Below are 17,058 nucleotides of genomic sequence, written 5' to 3'. Positions count from 1 at the left end.
GTCACCCACATCCCCTGCTGGGTGAACGTGACCTCCGGCATCCCCTCGGACGCCGCGCCGGACGCGGGCTCGGGCGCGCTTCCGGACGCGGGCTCGGGTGTGCTTTCCGATGGCGGCTCGAACGTGAGCCCGGGGGTGTTCTCGGACGGGACCCGGGTCATCACGCGCCCTCCGTCGTCCGGCGCAGGGCCTTCTTGTCGACCTTGCCTCCGGCGTTGCGCGGCAGGGCGTCGACCGTGATGACGTGCGCGGGCAGCTCGTGCGGGGCCAGGCGGTCCTTGAGGAAGATCCGCAGTTCCTCGGGGGTGAGGGGCTCCCTGGTGACGAGGGCCACGGTGACGACGGTGCCGAGCACGGGGTGCGGAACCCCGAACGCGGCGGCCTCGATCACGGCCGGGTGCCGGTAGACGACCTCCTCGATGTGGATCGTGGAGACCTTGAAGGCCCCGGACTTCACCACGTCGCTCTCGCGGTCGACGAGATAGAGGTAGCCGTCGGCGTCGATGTAGCCGAGGTCGCCCATCCGTACCCAGCCGTCGCGGAAGGTCCCGCTGTCGGGGTCGCCGTAGTAGGCGCGCGGCGCGGCGGGGGATCGCATCCAGACCTCCCCGGTCTCCCCCGGCGCCAGCGGCTCCCCCTCCACGGTGGCGATCCTGACCCGCCCCCCGGCGATGGCACGGCCGACGCTTCCCGGCCGGTCCGGGTCGAACATCATGACCGTCTGAGCCGGGGCGGCCTCGGTCGAGGTGTAGTAGTTGGTGATCGTCGCGTTGGGGAAGGCCGTGGTCAGCGCCTGGGCGACGGCCGAGGGCAGCGGCGCGGCGGCCGAGCCGAGCAGCAGCACGCTGGACAGGTCGTGGCGTCCGGCCACCCCCGCGTTCACCAGCTCGATGGCCATCGCGGGGACCAGGAAGACCGTTCCCGCGCGGTACGACTCGATCAGCGAGGCGAAGCGGGCCGGGGTGAAGCGCGGCAGCGTCACGACGGCCGGCTGGGCGTCGAGCGCGTTGATCAGCATCGCCTGCCCGGCGTTGGTCCCGATCGGGAAGGCGTGGACGAGATGCCGGGAGTGCGCGAACGGGCGGCGTTTGGCACCGCACCCGTAGGCCAGATTGGCATGGGTGGCCGAGACGCCCTTGGGACGGCCGGTCGTGCCGGAGGTGTAGAGGATCTGGGCGAGATCCCCGAGCTCCGCGGGCTCCGGAGGCGCGATGTCGGCCTTGTCGTAGGACGTCTCGACGTTCAGACCGTCGACCGTGGCGCTCCAGCCGACCTCGGGCACGGCGAGACCCTCGGCGTGGACGACGCCGGTCGCGCGACAGTTCTCCAGCATGAAACGCAGGTCATCGAGGGTGAGGCGGTCGGAGAGCGGCACGGCCACCCCTCCGGCCGCCAGGACCCCGCAGAACGCCACGGCGTAGTCCGCCCAGTCCGCGGCCCCGAACACCAGACCCACCCGGTCGCCCCGGGCGACACCTCGGGTGACCAGGCTGTTCGCGAGCGCGGTGGACCGCTCGTGCCACTGGCCGTAGGTGAGCTGAGCCGAGCCGTGCACGATCAGCGCGACCCCGTCGGGGTCGGTGAGGGCCCGGTCTCCGAGCAACTGCGGGACGGTCAGGTTCACCAAGTGAACCTCCCACTAAAGATCGGATGTATATGCCTTCGGTGTGTGCGAGCATCGAGGGCACTACAGGAAAGAATCTTTACTATTTAAAATCGAGCGTCAGTCTTACATGATCGTAAGGGTCGCGCAAGACTTTGGGGAGAGGTTCGCAGAGGCAACAAAACCCACGCGAAAGTGACCCTTGCGCCCTCCGGGCGAAGGTGTAACACTGACGACCGCAGAACTAACTGGAAAGTTTCTTTCCAAAAAGAGACCTTCTCAGCGCCCGCCCAACTGGGCAAATACGCACAGAGTGGGCTTTTTGCGTACCAACCTCCAACGCGATTGCGTGAACTACCGGGCCCGCGGCCGACAAAGGAGCCCTGCGTGTTCCCACCGGAGACCGTTCCAACCGGCCAGCCAGCGACGGAATACCCCCTGTCGTACGGTCAGCAGCGGCTTTGGTTCCTCCACCGGCTCGATCCGGGCGACTCGGCCTACAACACATCCTATGTTTACAGGTTGAAAGGTCCCCTTGACAAGATCGCCCTAGCAGCCGCTTTCACCGCGGTGGCGGCCCGGCACGAGAGCCTGCGAACCCGGTTCCGTGAAGTGGCCGGGGAGCCCGTCGCGATCGTCGAGCCGCCGTCGCCGGTGACGGTCGAGCGGCTCACCGCCCAGGGCGAGCAGGAGACCGCAGCCCTGGTCTCGGCGCTCACCAACACGGCCTTCGACCTGGCCGCCGCACCGCCGTTCCGCGTCTCGCTGATCGAACTCGGCCCCGCCGACCACGTGCTCTGCGTCGTCCTGCACCACATCAACGGCGACGGCTGGTCGCTGAACGTGCTCCGCTCCGAGGTCGCCGCCCACTACGGGAGCCGGGGCACCGCCCCGCTGCCCGAACTGCCCCTGCAGTACGGCGAGTACGCGCGCGCCCAGCGCCCCGCGGACTCCGAGCTCCGCTGGTGGACCGAGCGGCTGGCCGGGGTGCCTCCCCTGGAACTCCCCGCCGACCGGCCGCGTCCCGCCCGGCGGACCGGCGCGGGCGCCGAGGTCGACTTCCGGATCGCGCCCGACGTGGCCGCCTCGATCCGCGACCTCGCCCGCCGCGCCCGGTGCACGCCGTTCATGGTGCTGCTCTCCGCCTACCAGGTCCTGATGCACCGGCACACCGGCCAGACCGACTTCTGCGTGGGCATCCCCTCGGCCGGTCGCGGCAGCACCGAGCTGGAGACCATGATCGGTTTCCTCTCGACCACGCTGGCCCTGCGCTGCGACGTGTCCGGCGACCCCACCTTCGAGGAGCTGCTCCGGCGCACCCGCGGGGTCGTGCTGGACGGGCTCTCGCGGCAGGACGTCCCCTTCGAGCGCCTCGTGGCGGATCTCGACGTGGAGCGGGACCTGAGCCGCACGCCCCTGTTCCAGACCATGTTCGCCCTCCACACCCACGGCGAACCGGTCGACCCGCTGCCCGGCCTCGACGCCACGTACTTCCCCAACGGCTGGGCCCGCGCCCGGCTCGACCTGTCGGTGGACTTCTACGGCGACGAGGACGGCGCCCTGAACGGCGTCGCCATCTACAGCACCGAGCTTTTCGACCGCGAGACCGTGGAACGGATGGTCGCCCGCTTCCAGGAGCTGCTCACGGCCGTCGTGGCGGATCCCGGCTCCCCGGTGAGCTCGCTGCGGATGCTGCCGGACGCGGAGCTCGCCCTGCTGGAGGAGTGGAACGACACCTCGGCCGAGCTGCCGGAGGTCACGCTCGTCGACCTGCTGCTCGAACAGGCCGCGGCGACCCCCGACGCGATCGCGGTACGCGCCGCGCCCGCCCGTACCGCGCCGGTCGCCGCGAACGGGCTGGTGAACGGGAGCGGGCCGGTGAACGGGAACGTGCCGGTGGACGGGCTCGGCGCGCGGGAGCTGACGTACGCGGAACTGGCCGCGCGGGCGACGGAGCTGGCCGGGCGGCTGGGCGCGGCCGGGATCGGGCGCGGCTCGCTGGTCGCGGTCCGGATGGAGCGCGGCGCCGACATGCTCGTCGCCCTGCTGGGCGTGGCGATGAGCGGCGCGGCCTACCTTCCCGTCGACCCCGACTACCCCGAGGCGCGCGTCTCGTACGTGATCGAGGACTCCGCGGCGGCGCTGGTCCTGACCGGCCTCGACGACCTTCCCCCCGCGACGGGTACGGGCGCGCCCGCGCGGCCCCTTCCCGGCGACACCGCGTACGTGCTCTACACCTCGGGGTCCACCGGGCGGCCCAAGGGGGTGGTGGTGCCGCACCGGGCGCTGACCAACTTCCTGCTGGCCATGCGCGACCTGGTGCGGTCCTCGCCGCGGGACGTGTGGCTGGCGCTGACCTCGCTGTCGTTCGACATCTCCGCCCTGGAGCTCTACCTGCCGCTGGTGACGGGCGGGCGGGTGGTCGTCGCCGACGCGGAGACGGCCCGCGACGGGGTACGGCTCGCGCGCCTCGTCAGGGACGAGGGCGTCACCCACGTCCAGGCGACGCCCTCGGGGTGGCGCGTCCTGCTCGCCGGGGACCTGCCGCGCGTGGTGGGCCTGACCGGCGGCGAGCCGCTCGCCCCCCGGCTCGCCCGCGAGCTGCGTCCCCGGGTGGACCGGCTCGTCAACGTCTACGGCCCGACCGAGACCACCATCTGGTCCACGGCCTGGGACGTCCCCGAGGATCCCGGAGAGATCGTCATCGGCCGCCCGATCGCCAACACCGTCGTCCACGTCGCCGACCCCGGCGGCGGGCCGTGCCCGATCGGGGTGGCCGGAGAGCTGCTCATCGGCGGCGAGGGGGTCGCCACCGGCTACCTCGGCCGCCCGGCCCTGACCGCGGAGCGCTTCGTCCCCGGCCCCGGAGGCTCGCGGCACTACCGGACGGGAGACCGCGTCCGCCGTCGCAACGACGGCACCCTGGAGTTCCTCGGCCGGACCGACAACCAGGTCAAGCTGCGGGGTCACCGCATCGAGCTGGGCGAGATCGAGGCCGTGCTGGACGCCCATCCCGGCGTGCGGCAGGCGGTCGTCGCGGTGCGCGGGGACCGGCTGGTGGCCTTCGTCGTACCGGCCGCGCCCGTCGCGCCGTCGGAGACGGAGACGAACACGGACTCGGACGCGGGCGCGGAGGCGCTCGACGGTCTCGGGGAGCACGCCGCGCGCGAGCTGCCCGGCTACATGGTGCCCAGCGTGTTCGTCGAGATGGAGACGTTGCCGCTCACCCCCAACGGGAAGGTCGACCGCAACGCGCTCCCCGACGTGGACGCGGCGCCCTCGCGGGACGCGGTCGCCCCCCGCACCCCGGGCGAGCGGATGGTCGCGCAGGTCTTCGCCGAGGTGCTCGGCGTCGCGGAGGTCGGGGCGTACGACGACTTCTTCACCCTCGGCGGTCACTCGCTGCTGGCCACCATGGTCACCGCGCGGCTGACCGCGCTGTCCGGGACGGAGGTGCCCGTCCGGGAGGTGTTCATCCGGCCGACGGTCGCCGCGCTGGCCGAACTGGTCGCCACCGCGTCCGGCGAGCGGAGCGACGGGCCTCGGCCGAGACCCGAGGGGACCGTACCGCCGCTCTCCTTCGGTCAGGAGCGGCTCTGGTTCCTCAACCGGCTCGACCCGGACGACGCGTCGTACAACATGTGCCTGGTCAGGCGGCTGCGCGGGCCGTTGGACCGGGAGGCGCTCGCCGGGGCCCTGGCCGGGACGGTCGCCAGGCACGAGAGCCTGCGCACCCGTTTCCCCGAGGTGGACGGCGCGCCGGTCGTGGTCGTCGACCCGCCGGGGCCTGTGACCGTCGAGGAGACGGACGCGGCGTGCGAGGCCGGGGCGCTGGAGCTGGTCGCGGCCCTGACCAACGCGCCCTTCGAGCTGGGCGCGCGGCCGCCGCTGCGCGTCACCCTGGTCAGGATCGCCGAGGACGACCACGTCCTGTGCGTCGTGCTGCACCACATCCTCGGTGACGGCTGGTCGCTCAACCTCATCTTCGACGAGGTGTCGCGCCTGTACTCCGGCGCCGTCGCCCTGCCGCCGGTCCCGCTCCAGTTCGGCGACGTCGCCCTCTGGCAGCGCGGGCGCGACCTCGGCGACCTGCTCGGCTACTGGCGGGACAGGCTCGCCGACCCCACCCCGCTGGACCTGCCGGTCGACCGGCCGCGCACCGCCGGGGCCGCGAGGCGCGGCGACGTGGCGAGTGTCCGGCTGGACGCGGCGGAGGCCGCCGCCCTGGCCCGGCTGGGCAGGGAGCACGGCGCCACCATGTTCATGGTCCTGCTCGCCGCCTACCAGGTCCTGCTGTCCCGGCACACCGGGCGGAGCGACATCCTGGTCGGCACGGCCACCGCGGGCCGGGACCGGGTCCAGCTCGAACCGGTCGTCGGCTATCTCAGCGACACCCTGGTCATGCGCGGTGACCTGTCGGCCGATCCGACCTTCGCCGGGCTGCTCCGCGCGACCCAGATCGGTGTCCTGGACGCCTTCTCCCACCAGGGCGTGCCGTTCGAGGAGCTGGTGACGGCCCTGAGGGTCGAGCGCGACCTGACGCGCACGCCGCTGTTCCAGACCATGCTCATCCTGCACACGCAGGACTTCGCGCAGTCCCGCGACGCCTTCGCGGGGCTGACCACGACGGGGTTCGAGCACGGTATGCGGCAGGCCAAGCTCGAACTGATGCTGGAGGCCTGGCAGAACGAGCACGAGCTGGCGCTCAGCTTCGTCTACGACGCCGAGCTGTTCGACCGGGCCACGATCGAGGCGATGGCCGCGCGGTTCCGCCTGCTGCTCACCGCGCTGCCGGACGCGTCCGGCGACCGGGTCTCCGAGCTGCCGCTGCGCACCGGGGACGACGACGCCCTGCTGCGGCGTCTCTCGCGGGGACCCGCGCGCCCGCCCGCTCCCCCGGTGCCGGACCTGTTCGCGGCGACCGTACGGGACACGCCGGGCGCGGTGGCGATCGGATGCGGGGGTGCCACGCTCACCTACGCCGGGCTGGACGCCCGCGCGGACGAGCTGGCGGCGCTGCTGCGAGGGCGGGGGGTCGTCCCCGGCGACGTGGTCGGCGTCTGCCTGGACAGGTCGCCCGACGCCGTCGCGGCCCTGCTCGCCGTCTGGCGGGCGGGGGCAGCCTACCTGCCGCTCGACCCGGACCACCCGGCCGAGCGGCTCGCCTTCATGCTGGACGACAGCTCCGCCTCCCTCGTCCTCACCTCGGCGGGCCTGGGCGACCGCCTGCCTCCCGGCACGGCACGCGCTTACACGGACGACCGATCCCAGCCCGGCACGCCACGCGCGTACGCGGACGACCGGCCCTTGCCCGCTGTCGATGCGGCCCGGCCCGGTACGCCACATGCGCACGACCGCCCCCTCGCGCCGGAGAGCGTCCCGGCGCCCGGGTCGGCCGCTTACGTGATTTACACCTCCGGGTCCACCGGAACGCCCAAGGGGGTCGTGGTCTCGCACCACAGCCTGGCCGCCCGGGTCGGGTGGATGCGCGAGGCGTACGGGCTGCGGCCCGAGGACCGGGTGGTCCAGTTCGCCTCGCTGAGCTTCGACACCCACGCCGAGGAGATCTACCCGGCGCTGGCCGCCGGAGCCCGGCTGGAGCTGCTGCCCGAGGGCGGCGTCACCCTGCCCGACCACCTCGACCAGGTCACCGTGCTCGACCTGCCCACCGCGTACTGGCACGCGCTCGTCGACGACATCGGCGAGATCGCCTGGCCGCCGACCCTGCGGCTGGTGATCCTCGGTGGTGAGCAGGTGCACGAGGCGGCCGTGACCCGATGGCGGGAGCGCTTCGGCGACCGGGTACGGCTGGTCAACACCTACGGCCCGACCGAGGCGACGATCATCGCCACCGCCGCCGAGCTGGACGGCTCTCCCGGGCGCCCGCCCATCGGCGTCCCGATCGCCGACACCTCGATCCTGCTCCTGGACGGCTCGGGCGAGGCGGTGCCGCCGGGGGCCCCGGGCGAGCTGTGCGTCGGCGGGGCCGGGGTGGCCGTCGGCTACCTGGGCAGGCCGGACCTCACGGCCGAGCGCTTCCCCACCCTCGGGGTCCCCGGTGTTCCGGGTGTTCCCGGCGGGGAGCGGATCTACCGGACCGGCGACCTGGCGCGCTGGCGGGCCGACGGACAGCTGGAGTTCCTGGGCCGCCTCGACGACCAGGTCAAGGTCCGCGGCTTCCGTATCGAACTCGGCGAGATCGAGGCGCGGCTGCTCGCCCACCCCGGCGTCGGCCAGGCGGCGGTGGCCGTCCGAGGGGAGACGCTCGTCGGCTACGTCGTCGGCACGGCCACCGGAGACGAGCTCGCCGGGCACCTGGCGGGGACGCTGCCCGCCTACATGGTCCCCGCCCACTGGGTGAGCCTCACCGCCCTGCCGCTCACCGCGAACGGCAAGCTCGACCGGGCCGCGCTGCCCGCGCCCGAGGCCGGGTCCCGGACGAGGACCGCCCCGCGCGGCGACGCCGAGGAGCTGGTGGCCGAGATCTTCGGCGAGGTGCTGGGCGTCGAGGGGGTCGGCGCCTTCGACGACTTCTTCGCGCTGGGCGGGCACTCGCTGCTCGCCACCCGCGCGATCGCCAGGCTCCGCGCCGCCGTCGAGGTGGACGTGCCGATCCGCACCCTGTTCGCCCGGAGCAGCGTGGCCGACCTCGCGGCGGCGGTGGAGGAGCTGCTCGTCGCCGAACTGGCCGAGATGTCCGACGAGGAGGCCGAGCGCCTCATGGAAACCGGGAGCTGAGATGGGTTACCGCGTCGTGGTCAACCACGAGGAGCAGTACTCGATCTGGCCGGACGGCCGGGACCTCCCGGACGGCTGGCGAGAGGAGGGCGTCTCCGGCACCAAGGAGGACTGCCTCGCCCACATCGACCGCGTCTGGACCGACCTGCGCCCGCTCAGCGCGAGAAGATCATGAAAGGCGGCGGGATGTCCGACGGCTGGATCCGGATCCCGGCGAGCGGCGCCGGAGACCGTACGAGAGGGGCTGGCAATGGTTAGGGAACGACTCGCGGCGATGGTGGCCTCGGCCTCCGACGGAGCGGTCACGGCCAGGGAGGCGCTGGCCGCCACGGTCCCGCTGTCCGCGCTGGGGGTCACCTCCCTGGCGCAGATGCGGCTGATCGACGCGGTGGAGACCGAGTTCGGGGTGGAGATCGACCTGTCGGGCGACGGGTTCGACCTGCTGGACGACCTCGGCGCGCTGGAACGCCACATCAACGAGGCGCGTAACGCGCATTCCTGAACGCATTTCCGAACGGGGGAAGGCACATGGACATCCGGTTCTCGGGGAGCCGATCGGGGACGGCACCGCTGACCTGGGGGCAGCGGGCCATCTGGGACACGATCCAGAAGACGGCGCCGGACGACCACTACTTCAACTTCGGCCGCGTGCTCGCCGTGCCCAGGCGGGCCAGGCCGCTCACCGTGGCGGGGGCGGCCGAGGTGCTGCGCACGCTGGTGGAACGGCACGAGTCCCTGCGTACCAGGCTGGGCGAGGTGCCATACGACGCGGTTCCCCAGGGGGAGACGTACGGGAGCGGCGCCCGCGCGGAGCCGTGGCAGGTGCTGGCGACCGGCGGCTCCATCCCGGTCACCGTGTCGGAGGGCGACCCCGAGCGGCTGCGGGACGCGCTGGCGGAGACCGCGTTCGACTACGGGAACGAGTGGCCGCTCAGGATCGGGCTCGTCGTCGACCGCGACGAGGTCACCCACATCGTGCTCGTCTTCTGCCACCTGGCCGCCGACGGCCTCGGGGCCGAGGTGGCGGTCACGGACCTGCGGCTGCTCCTGCTGCGCGGTTCCGTACCCGGGCCGCCCCCGCCCTCGCCGCTGGAGCTGGCCCGCTGGCAGGGCTCGGAGCAGGGTCTGAAGGTCGCGGCGGTGGCCGCGGGACACTGGGAGAGCGAGTACCGGCGCATCCCCCCGACGATGTTCGACCGTTGGGCGGGCACTCCCGCGGACCCCCCGATCTGGCGGGCGCACCTGGTCTCCCGGGCGATGGACCTGGCCGTGCAGCGGATCGCCGCGTTGAGCGGCGCGAGCACCTCGACCGTCCTGCTCACCGCCGCGTCCGTGCTGGCCGGGAGGGTGAACGGCCACGATGTGACCGCGATGCTGCCGATCGTGGGCAACCGCTTCCGGGGAGACACCGTCAACGCGGTCACCACGCTCTCCCAGGAGGGGCTGTTCGTGCTGGACCTGCGCGAGGGCGGTTTCACCGAGCTGCTGCGCGCGGCCAAGCCCGCCGCGCTGCGCGCCTACCGGTCCGCCTACCACGACCCGGACGACCGGGACCGGCTCACCGAACGGGCCGGACGGGAGCGGGGCGCGCGGATCCACCCGTACTGCTGCTTCAACGACATGCGCTTCGCCGACCGGGTGGACGCCTCCCCCGACGAGCCGAGCGTGCGGCGGGCACTGGACGAGACGACCCTCACCTGGCCGCTCAGCCAGGAGCGGCTCAACTGCCGGTTCTGCCTGCACGTGACCGGCGAGCCCGGCGGGCTGGGCGTCTCGCTCACCGCCGACACCGGCTACCTCCCCCGCCCCGCCATGGAACGCTACCTGCTCGACCTGGAGTCCCTGCTGGTCGAGGCCGCGTTCCGCGAGGTGCTGGAGCCGGTCGGTTGAGCGTCCCGCCCGAACCCGAGACCGGTCGGTCAAGTACCTTCCCCGGAACCGGAACCGGAACCGGAACCGGAACCGGTACCGGTCAGCCAAGCGTCCCGACCGAGCCCGCAGCCGGTCGGCCGGACGCGCCTCCCACGACCACCGGGGCCCGGGGACCGCACGCCGGAGGTGTCCGATGACGGTCCACGCCTACGCCGAGTCGACGTCCTGCGTCCAGGGCGGCGCGCTCCGCTTCCACCTCGCCCGCGCCTCCCGTGCCCCGCTGCGCGGCTCGGTGCTGGTCGAGGACGTGGCCACCGACCTGGCCGTGCTCGACGGGGAGTTCACCGGCCCGGTGTGGACGCTCGACGTCCCCCCCGGCTGGCGCAGCTCGCTCTACCGCGCGGTCTTCACCGCCGACGAGGAGAGCAGCGAGGTCTACTTCGCCGTACGGGCCGCCCGTCCCCGCTCGCCGGTCCTGCTGTCGATCCCGTTCCCGACCTGGCAGGCGTACAACCGGGCGGGCATCCCCGGCGAGTCCATCTACTGGAGCGAGCAGCCGACCCGCGCTTCGCGCGTCTCCTTCGACCGCCCCGGTGGCGGTCCGCCGCCCGAACGCTGGGAGGAGGGCATGATCCGCTGGCTGGGTCCGGCCGGGTACGACGTCGACTACTGCTCGGCCCTGGACCTGCACGAGGGGCGCGGGCTCCTCTCCGGCTACCGGCTGCTGATGGTCAGCGGGCATGACGAGTACTGGTCGGCGGGGATGCGCGACAGCGTCGAGGAGTTCGTCCGCCGGGGCGGCAACATGGCCGTCTTCTCCGGCAACACCTGCTGGTGGCAGTTCCGGCTGGAGGACGACGGGCGCACCATGGTCTGCTACCGCGACGCGATCGCCGACCCGATGGCCGCCGTGGATCCCGCCCTCACCACGGTCGAGTGGTCCAGCGCGCCGGTGAACCGCCCGGAGAACGGCCTGACCGGGGTCAGCTTCCGGCGCGGCGCCGGGACCTGGGGCCCGTACATGCGGCTCATGCACGAGGAGTCCTACACCGTCCGGTTCCCCGAGCACTGGGTGTTCGAGGGCACCAAGCTGGGCGAGGGCGACACGTTCGGCAGGGGGGCCATCGGCTACGAGACCGACGCCTGCGACTACGTCGAGGAGGACGGCGTGCCGGTGGCCACCGGGCGCGACGGCACCCCGCCGTCCTTCGTCATCCTGGCCACCGCCGACCTGCGGCACTGGCACCGGTACGGCCAGGGCGGCATGGCCACCATGGGCGTCTTCGGCCTCGGCGCCGGGACGGTGTTCACCGCCTCCACCGTGAACTGGGGAAACACCCTGCACGACCCGGTCGTGGACCGGATCACCCGCAACGTGCTGGACCGGCTGTCGGTGCGCGCGGGCGGCTGGGAGACCATCGGCGGCGCGGACGAGGTCGGCGCGCTCACCGTGTTCGACTCCCTGCTGTACGGCGCCACGCGGGACGGCTCGCTGCTCACCCGCGAGGTCTCCGGCCAGAACCTGCGCTGGCGCCCCGCGGGCACCGCCCCCGCGCTCGTCGCGCTGGCCACCCCCAGGGAGGCCACCGCCATCCACCCCATCGGCCTGTACGGCCTCACCGCCGACGACCGGCTCGTCTACCGCGACCCCGAGGACGGCTGGACCACCCTCGCCGACGGGCCCCGCGGCGGGGTCGGCCTGGGCATGGTGAACGGCGAGCTGTTCGCCGCCGCCACGGAGGGCCTGTGGCTGCTCGACCCGGAGACCTCCTCCTGGAGCCTGGTCGAGGCCGGTACCGGTGCCGTGGCACTGGCCGCGATGAACGGCCGGCTGTACCTGGTGGACGCGGACGGCCGGATCCGCACGCGGCTGCCGGTGGCGACCCCGGCCGGATGGACCGACCTGTGCGACGCGGGCGGCTGCACCGTGCTGACCGGGCACGCGGGCACCCTGATCGGCACCGGCCGCGACCGCCCCCTGCTCCGGCGCGCGAACCTCCTGAGGGAGACCGCCACCCCTCAGGGCGCGGCGGAGGTCCCGGTGAGCGCCGGGTAGTCCTTGAGCCTGATGTCCGTGGCGAACCTGTCCGTCAGCCTGAGCATCGCCCGCAGCAGGAACCGGCGCTTGAAGACCCAGTTCCGCATCCTGATCCGTCCCCAGGTCGCCGGGGCGAGAAAGGGACCGGCGCTGCCCTGCCTGGCCACCTTGGCGTAGCCGCGAAAGGCCTCCTCGTACGCGCGGAACGCCGTCCGGTGGTCGCCACCGGCCGCCGCCAGCTCCCCGGCCAGCACGTACGCGCCCACGACGGCGAGGCCGGTGCCGAAGCCGCCCAGGGTGTTGCCGTAGGCGGCGTCGCCGAGCAGCACCACCCGGCCCCTGGCGTAGCGGTCGATCTCGACCCGGCTGATCGAGTCGAGGTAGAGCTCGCGCGCCTCCGGCAGCCTGGCCACGAGCTCGGGAACCCGCCAGCCCATCCCCCGGTAGGCGTCGGCCAGGAGGCGTTTGTGCCGCTCGACGTCGTCGCGGTCGTCATCGAGCGGCTCGGAGGCGAAGACGAAGAACGCGGGCGACTTGGGTCCGCCGAGCGCCACCATCCGGCCGGGCTCGTTGTACATCACGTTCCCGGCACCCGTGCCGAGGTCGGCCAGCGCGTAGTAGTGGCCGAGGAAGCGCACATGGTCGGACTCGGGGCCGAAGGCGAGCCGCCGCACGTTGGAGTGGATGCCGTCGGCGCCCACCACGAGGTCGAAGGTACGCGGCGCGCCGCGCTCGAAGGTGACGTGCACGCCGCCCTCCGTGTCGGTCAGCGAGGTGATGGAGTCGCCGAAGACGTACTCGCAGTCTTTCTCGGTCCTCTCGTACAGCAGGGCGGCGAGGTCGCCGCGGAGGATCTCGATGTCGCCGCCGGTGAACTCACCGGGCATGACCGCCAGCCGCCTGCCGTCCGCGTCGACGATGACCTGGTCGGTCCCGCCGGTCTGGCGTCTCCGCACCTCCCGGAGGATTCCCATCCGCTCCAGCACGACGCGGTGGGTCTCGCCCTTGAAGTCGACGGCCTGGCCGCCGGGACGGAGCGCGGGCGCCTTCTCGACGACGGTGACGGTGTGGCCGGAGCGGCTCAGCCAGTAGGCGAGCGCGGGCCCGGCGATGCTCGCACCGGAGATGAGGACCGTGGTGTTCTTCATGTTCACGAGCTTCGGGGGGAACGCTGACAGCTCACCGACCATCGGCTGACAGCCGGACGCCCTCCGCGCCGGACACCGTCAGCCCTCCTCGGCACCGACCCCTGTCGGCAGCCCCCGGCACCGGACGCTCTCGACCACCCCCGGAACCGAGCGGCGCGAGCACCCCGCCAAGCCCCATCGGCCACCTTCACAACCGTGCGTCTCTCCCTCTCCCGGAGTGGCCGCTCTCAGCCGTCGTCCACGTCATCCGTGTCGTCCACGTCACACTCGTCGTCCGGATCGAGCGCCGCGAGCACCTCGTCGTGGCGCATCGCGGCCCCTCGGGCGTACGCCGACGCGAACGCCTCCGCGCCGACGAGGTCGCGGGCGCCCGCGGCGACCCCGGCGACGTCGCGGTCACCGGCCACGGCCGTCCCGCGCAGCGCCACCGCCATGCCGAGCAGCAGTGCCGCCCGTGTCCCCTCCCCCTCGATCAGGTCGGCTCCCGCCCGGCCCTCGACGGCGTCGGCGAGGTCCACCGCCAGTGGCGACCTGCGCGCGCGGGCCTGCGCCTCGCGATGGTGGAGCAGGGCCCCGGCGAGATCGCCCTCGGCCTCGGCCAGCCGTCCCAGCGCGGTGAGCGCGCGCGCCCGCGCCGACTCCGCGCCGAAGGCCCCGGTCGCCGCCCCTCGAAGCGCGAGGCCGATCCGGTGACGGGCCTCGGTGTGATCGCCTTCGAGCCGCGCGATCTCCCCGAGCCCCAGATGCGTCGCGGCGGGCACGTCCGGCGCACCCGCCCTCCGGGCGAGTTCCCCGGCGCGCCGGTGGTCGGCGGCAGCGGCGGCGAGGTCGCCCTCGCGGACCAACGCCTCGGCCCGGCGGCCCAGCACGTCCGCGGTCTCCTCAAGGGCACCGAGCTCCTCCAGCAGCTCCAGCGCCTCCCGCCACAGGTCGCGGGCGCGTCCCCACTCCCCACGCCAGCCCGCGACCAGGGCCAGCCAGTCGAGCCCCTGAGCCGTCCCCCAGCGTTCCCCCAGGGACCTGAAGCGAGCCAGCACCTCCTCCAGCTCCCGCTCGCCCCCGGCCGGATCACCGCCGAGCACCTTCAGCAGGGCGCGGCTCAGCCCGGCCAGGGCCAGGCTCCACGGATCGACACCGAACAGCCGGTCGATCTCGGGCCCGGCGGGCGACACCGACTCGGGCGGCCCGGCGGACATGCCCCACAGTGCCGCGGCGAAGGGGTAACGCAGCGGCCGGTCCCGCGACCACATGATCGCCTCGGCCCGTTCCCAGTGTTCCGGTGACGGCCGGGGTAGGGCGTGCGCCACGCACATGACGTACTCCTCCTCCAGCCCGGCGAGGGGATGACCGGTCGCCGCGAGCAGCTCGGCCGCCGCCTCCCCCGCGTCGCCGCGTCGGCCGCCCAGCCACCAGTACGCCGCCAGCGCGGCGACCAGCCGCAACCCCGTCTCCCTGTCGTCGCGTACGGCCCAGCGCAGCGCGGCCGTCAGGTTGCCGTGCTCGGCGGAGAGCCTGGCCAGCCAGTGGAGCTGTTCGGCCCGGCGCAGGTGGGGGTCGGCGCGCCGGGCCAGGTCGAGGAAGTGGCGGGCGTGGCCGCCGCGCAGGCGGTCCTCCTCCCCCGCCTCGGCCAGCCGTTCCGCGCAGAACAGCCTGATCGTGTCGAGCATCCGGTAGCGGTCGCCGTCCGTCTCGACCAGCGACCTGTCCACCAGGTCGGCCAGCAGCCCGGCCGCGTCCTCCACCTCGCAGACCGCCTCGGCCGCCTCCAGGGAGGCGCTTCCCGCGAACACGGAGAACCGCCTGGCCAGCACCTGCTCGCCGGGCGAGAGCAGGTCCCAGCTCCACTCCACCACCGCGCGCAGGGTCCGGTGCCGGGCCGCCGCCGTGGGGTCACCGCGCGACAGCAGCCGGAACCGGCCGTGCTCCGCCAGGCGCGTGGCGATCTCCTCGACGGTGAAGGAGCGCAGCCGCGCGGCCGCCAGCTCGATGGCCAGCGGCAGTCCGTCCAGCGCCGCGCAGATCCGGATGACCGTCTCCACGTTGGCCCGCCGCACCTCGAATCCCGGCCGTACGGCCGCCGCCCGGTCGGCGAACAGCCGCACGGCCGGGCCGGCCAGGGCGACGGACGGCGAGGAGTCCGGCGGCGGGGTCTCCAGCGGTGCCAGCGGCACCAGCGTCTCTCCGGTGATGCCCAGGGGTTCGCGACCGGTGGCCAGGACGGTCAGCCCGGGGCACTCGCCCAGCAGCCTGCGGACCAGCGTGGCGGCGGCGGCGTTCACGTGCTCGCAGTTGTCGAGGACCAGCAGCAGCTCCTGCCCGGCGAGTGCCGCCACCAGGTGCTCCACGAGGTCGGCCGGACGCGGCGCGTGGAACCCGGGCTCGCGCAACCCGAGCGCGCCGAACACCGCCCGCGCCACCTGGTCACCACCACCGGCCGGACCGTGCCCACCGGGCGGGGCGGAACCGTCGAACAGGTCGGAGTCGCGGAACGAAGCGGAATCACCGGGTGAAACGGGACCGTCGAGCGGGGAGAGGTCGACGAAGCACACCTCGCGCCGCCCGCGTCCGGCCGCCTCGATCGCGAGCCGGGTCTTGCCGGTGCCGCCGGGCCCGGTGATCGTGATCAGCCGCGAGTCGCGCAGCGCGTCGATCCGCTCCAGCTCCCGCTCGCGTCCCACGAAACTGGTGAGCTGGGCCGCGAGCCCCCGCCGTGGCGGCGGCTCGGGTCGCTCGGCGCGCAGGACGGCCAGATGGATCGCGGCGAGCTCGGGCGAGGGATCGACGCCGAGCTCCTCGGCGAGCAGCCGCCTAGCCTCCTCGAACACCGCCAGCGCCTCGGCCCGCCGCCCCGCCGCCCGCAGGGCGAGCATCAGCTGCCCTCTGAGCCGCTCTCGCAGCGGATGCGCGGCCACCAACCGCCGCAGCTCCGCCACCGAAGCCGCCGAAGCCGCCGGACCGCCCTCGGGAAGGGCCGACTCCGCCTCGGCGAGGTCCTCCGTCGCCGCCAGCCAGAGCTCCTCCAGCCGGTCCGCCGACGCCCGCCCGAAGGGCAGGTCGGCGAGCGCGGGCCCGCGCCACAGGGCGAGCGCCTCCCGCAGCGGCCCGACGGCGACCGCGTGGCGGCCCGCCGCCAGCAGCCGCCGTCCCTCGTGGGCCAGTCGTTCGAACCGGTGGGCGTCGACGTCGTCGGGGTCGGCCACGAGCCGGTAGCCGGTCCCGTGGAACTCGATCACCTCGCCGGGCAGGCTCCGGCGGAGCCGGGAGACCTGGGCCTGCACCGCGTTGGCGGCCCCGGCGGGGGGATCGTCGCCGTACTGGCCGTCGATCAGACGCTGGACGCCGACCACCCGGCCCGCGTCGAGCAGCAGCATCACGAGCAGGGCACGCGGCCGGGGCCCGCCCACGGAGATCTCCTCCCCGGTGGGGGACCGCACCTCCAGGGGACCGAGGACGCCGAACCGCACAACCTCGATTCTCCCTCGCGAAGGAAGGGACATCCGTACGGAGGGGACCGTAGTCCCACGAGACACGGGATGACCTCCCGGCTCACCGGCCGAACCGGAGGAAGGGCACGGACGAGCCCGGCTCCGCGGGCCGCCGGGCAGCCCTGGTTCTGGAGCCGTGTCAGGTGTCTGACCGCCGACTAGACTCGTGGTGTG

At 73.6% G+C, this 17,058-nt stretch carries 8 protein-coding genes; 5 read left to right on the top strand and 3 right to left on the bottom strand.

The window, feature by feature from the left end:
- Nucleotides 1–160 precede the first annotated feature (160 nt).
- Nucleotides 161–1,624, bottom strand: coding sequence for a class I adenylate-forming enzyme family protein (locus tag ABD817_RS25530; RefSeq protein ID WP_344920670.1), 1,464 nt, complete (start codon nucleotides 1,622–1,624; stop codon nucleotides 161–163).
- A gap of 174 nt (nucleotides 1,625–1,798) precedes the next feature.
- Here ABD817_RS25530 and ABD817_RS25525 point away from each other — a divergent pair, with 174 nt between their 5' ends.
- The 5 genes from ABD817_RS25525 (at nucleotide 1,799) to ABD817_RS25505 (ending at nucleotide 12,269) form a co-directional block, all read left to right on the top strand.
- Nucleotides 1,799–8,341, top strand: a complete 6,543-nt coding sequence (locus tag ABD817_RS25525) for an amino acid adenylation domain-containing protein (RefSeq protein WP_344920669.1) — start codon at nucleotides 1,799–1,801, stop codon at nucleotides 8,339–8,341.
- 1 nt (nucleotide 8,342) lies between these two features.
- The gene (locus ABD817_RS25520) at nucleotides 8,343–8,516 is read left to right on the top strand and encodes an MbtH family protein (RefSeq protein WP_329091877.1); all 174 of its coding nucleotides are present in this window, start codon (nucleotides 8,343–8,345) and stop codon (nucleotides 8,514–8,516) included.
- Nucleotides 8,517–8,591: 75 nt separating this feature from the next.
- The gene (locus tag ABD817_RS25515) at nucleotides 8,592–8,843 is read left to right on the top strand and encodes an acyl carrier protein (protein ID WP_344920667.1); all 252 of its coding nucleotides are present in this window, start codon (nucleotides 8,592–8,594) and stop codon (nucleotides 8,841–8,843) included.
- Between the two features lie 26 nt (nucleotides 8,844–8,869).
- Nucleotides 8,870–10,231 carry a condensation domain-containing protein gene (locus tag ABD817_RS25510; RefSeq protein WP_344920666.1) on the top strand — a complete coding sequence of 454 codons (1,362 nt, stop codon included), beginning with the start codon at nucleotides 8,870–8,872 and terminating at the stop codon, nucleotides 10,229–10,231.
- Nucleotides 10,232–10,406: 175 nt separating this feature from the next.
- Nucleotides 10,407–12,269: a N,N-dimethylformamidase beta subunit family domain-containing protein gene (locus tag ABD817_RS25505; protein WP_344920664.1), complete on the top strand. Its 1,863-nt coding sequence runs from the start codon at nucleotides 10,407–10,409 to the stop codon at nucleotides 12,267–12,269.
- On the opposite strand, the gene ABD817_RS25500 is transcribed toward ABD817_RS25505, so the two are convergent.
- Nucleotides 12,233–13,399 carry an FAD-dependent monooxygenase gene (locus ABD817_RS25500; RefSeq protein WP_344920663.1) on the bottom strand — a complete coding sequence of 389 codons (1,167 nt, stop codon included), beginning with the start codon at nucleotides 13,397–13,399 and terminating at the stop codon, nucleotides 12,233–12,235. The genes ABD817_RS25505 and ABD817_RS25500 overlap by 37 nt on opposite strands.
- A 227-nt stretch (nucleotides 13,400–13,626) precedes the next feature.
- The gene (locus ABD817_RS25495) at nucleotides 13,627–16,863 is read right to left on the bottom strand and encodes an AfsR/SARP family transcriptional regulator (RefSeq protein WP_344920662.1); all 3,237 of its coding nucleotides are present in this window, start codon (nucleotides 16,861–16,863) and stop codon (nucleotides 13,627–13,629) included.
- Between the last annotated feature and the right edge of the window lie 195 nt (nucleotides 16,864–17,058).

The sequence above is a fragment of the Streptosporangium oxazolinicum genome (genome assembly GCF_039537505.1).
Taxonomy (GTDB): domain Bacteria; phylum Actinomycetota; class Actinomycetes; order Streptosporangiales; family Streptosporangiaceae; genus Streptosporangium; species Streptosporangium oxazolinicum.
Note: the sequence above shows the minus strand (reverse complement) of the source record. Positions and strands in the feature narration are given on the sequence as shown.

Coding starts and splice junctions, on each gene's coding strand:
- ABD817_RS25510 (WP_344920666.1), top strand. CDS start 8,870: ATGGACATCCGGTTCTCGGGGAGCCGATCGGGGACGGCACCGCTGACC.
- ABD817_RS25505 (WP_344920664.1), top strand. CDS start 10,407: ATGACGGTCCACGCCTACGCCGAGTCGACGTCCTGCGTCCAGGGCGGC.
- ABD817_RS25520 (WP_329091877.1), top strand. CDS start 8,343: ATGGGTTACCGCGTCGTGGTCAACCACGAGGAGCAGTACTCGATCTGG.
- ABD817_RS25500 (WP_344920663.1), bottom strand. CDS start 13,399: ATGAAGAACACCACGGTCCTCATCTCCGGTGCGAGCATCGCCGGGCCC.
- ABD817_RS25515 (WP_344920667.1), top strand. CDS start 8,592: ATGGTTAGGGAACGACTCGCGGCGATGGTGGCCTCGGCCTCCGACGGA.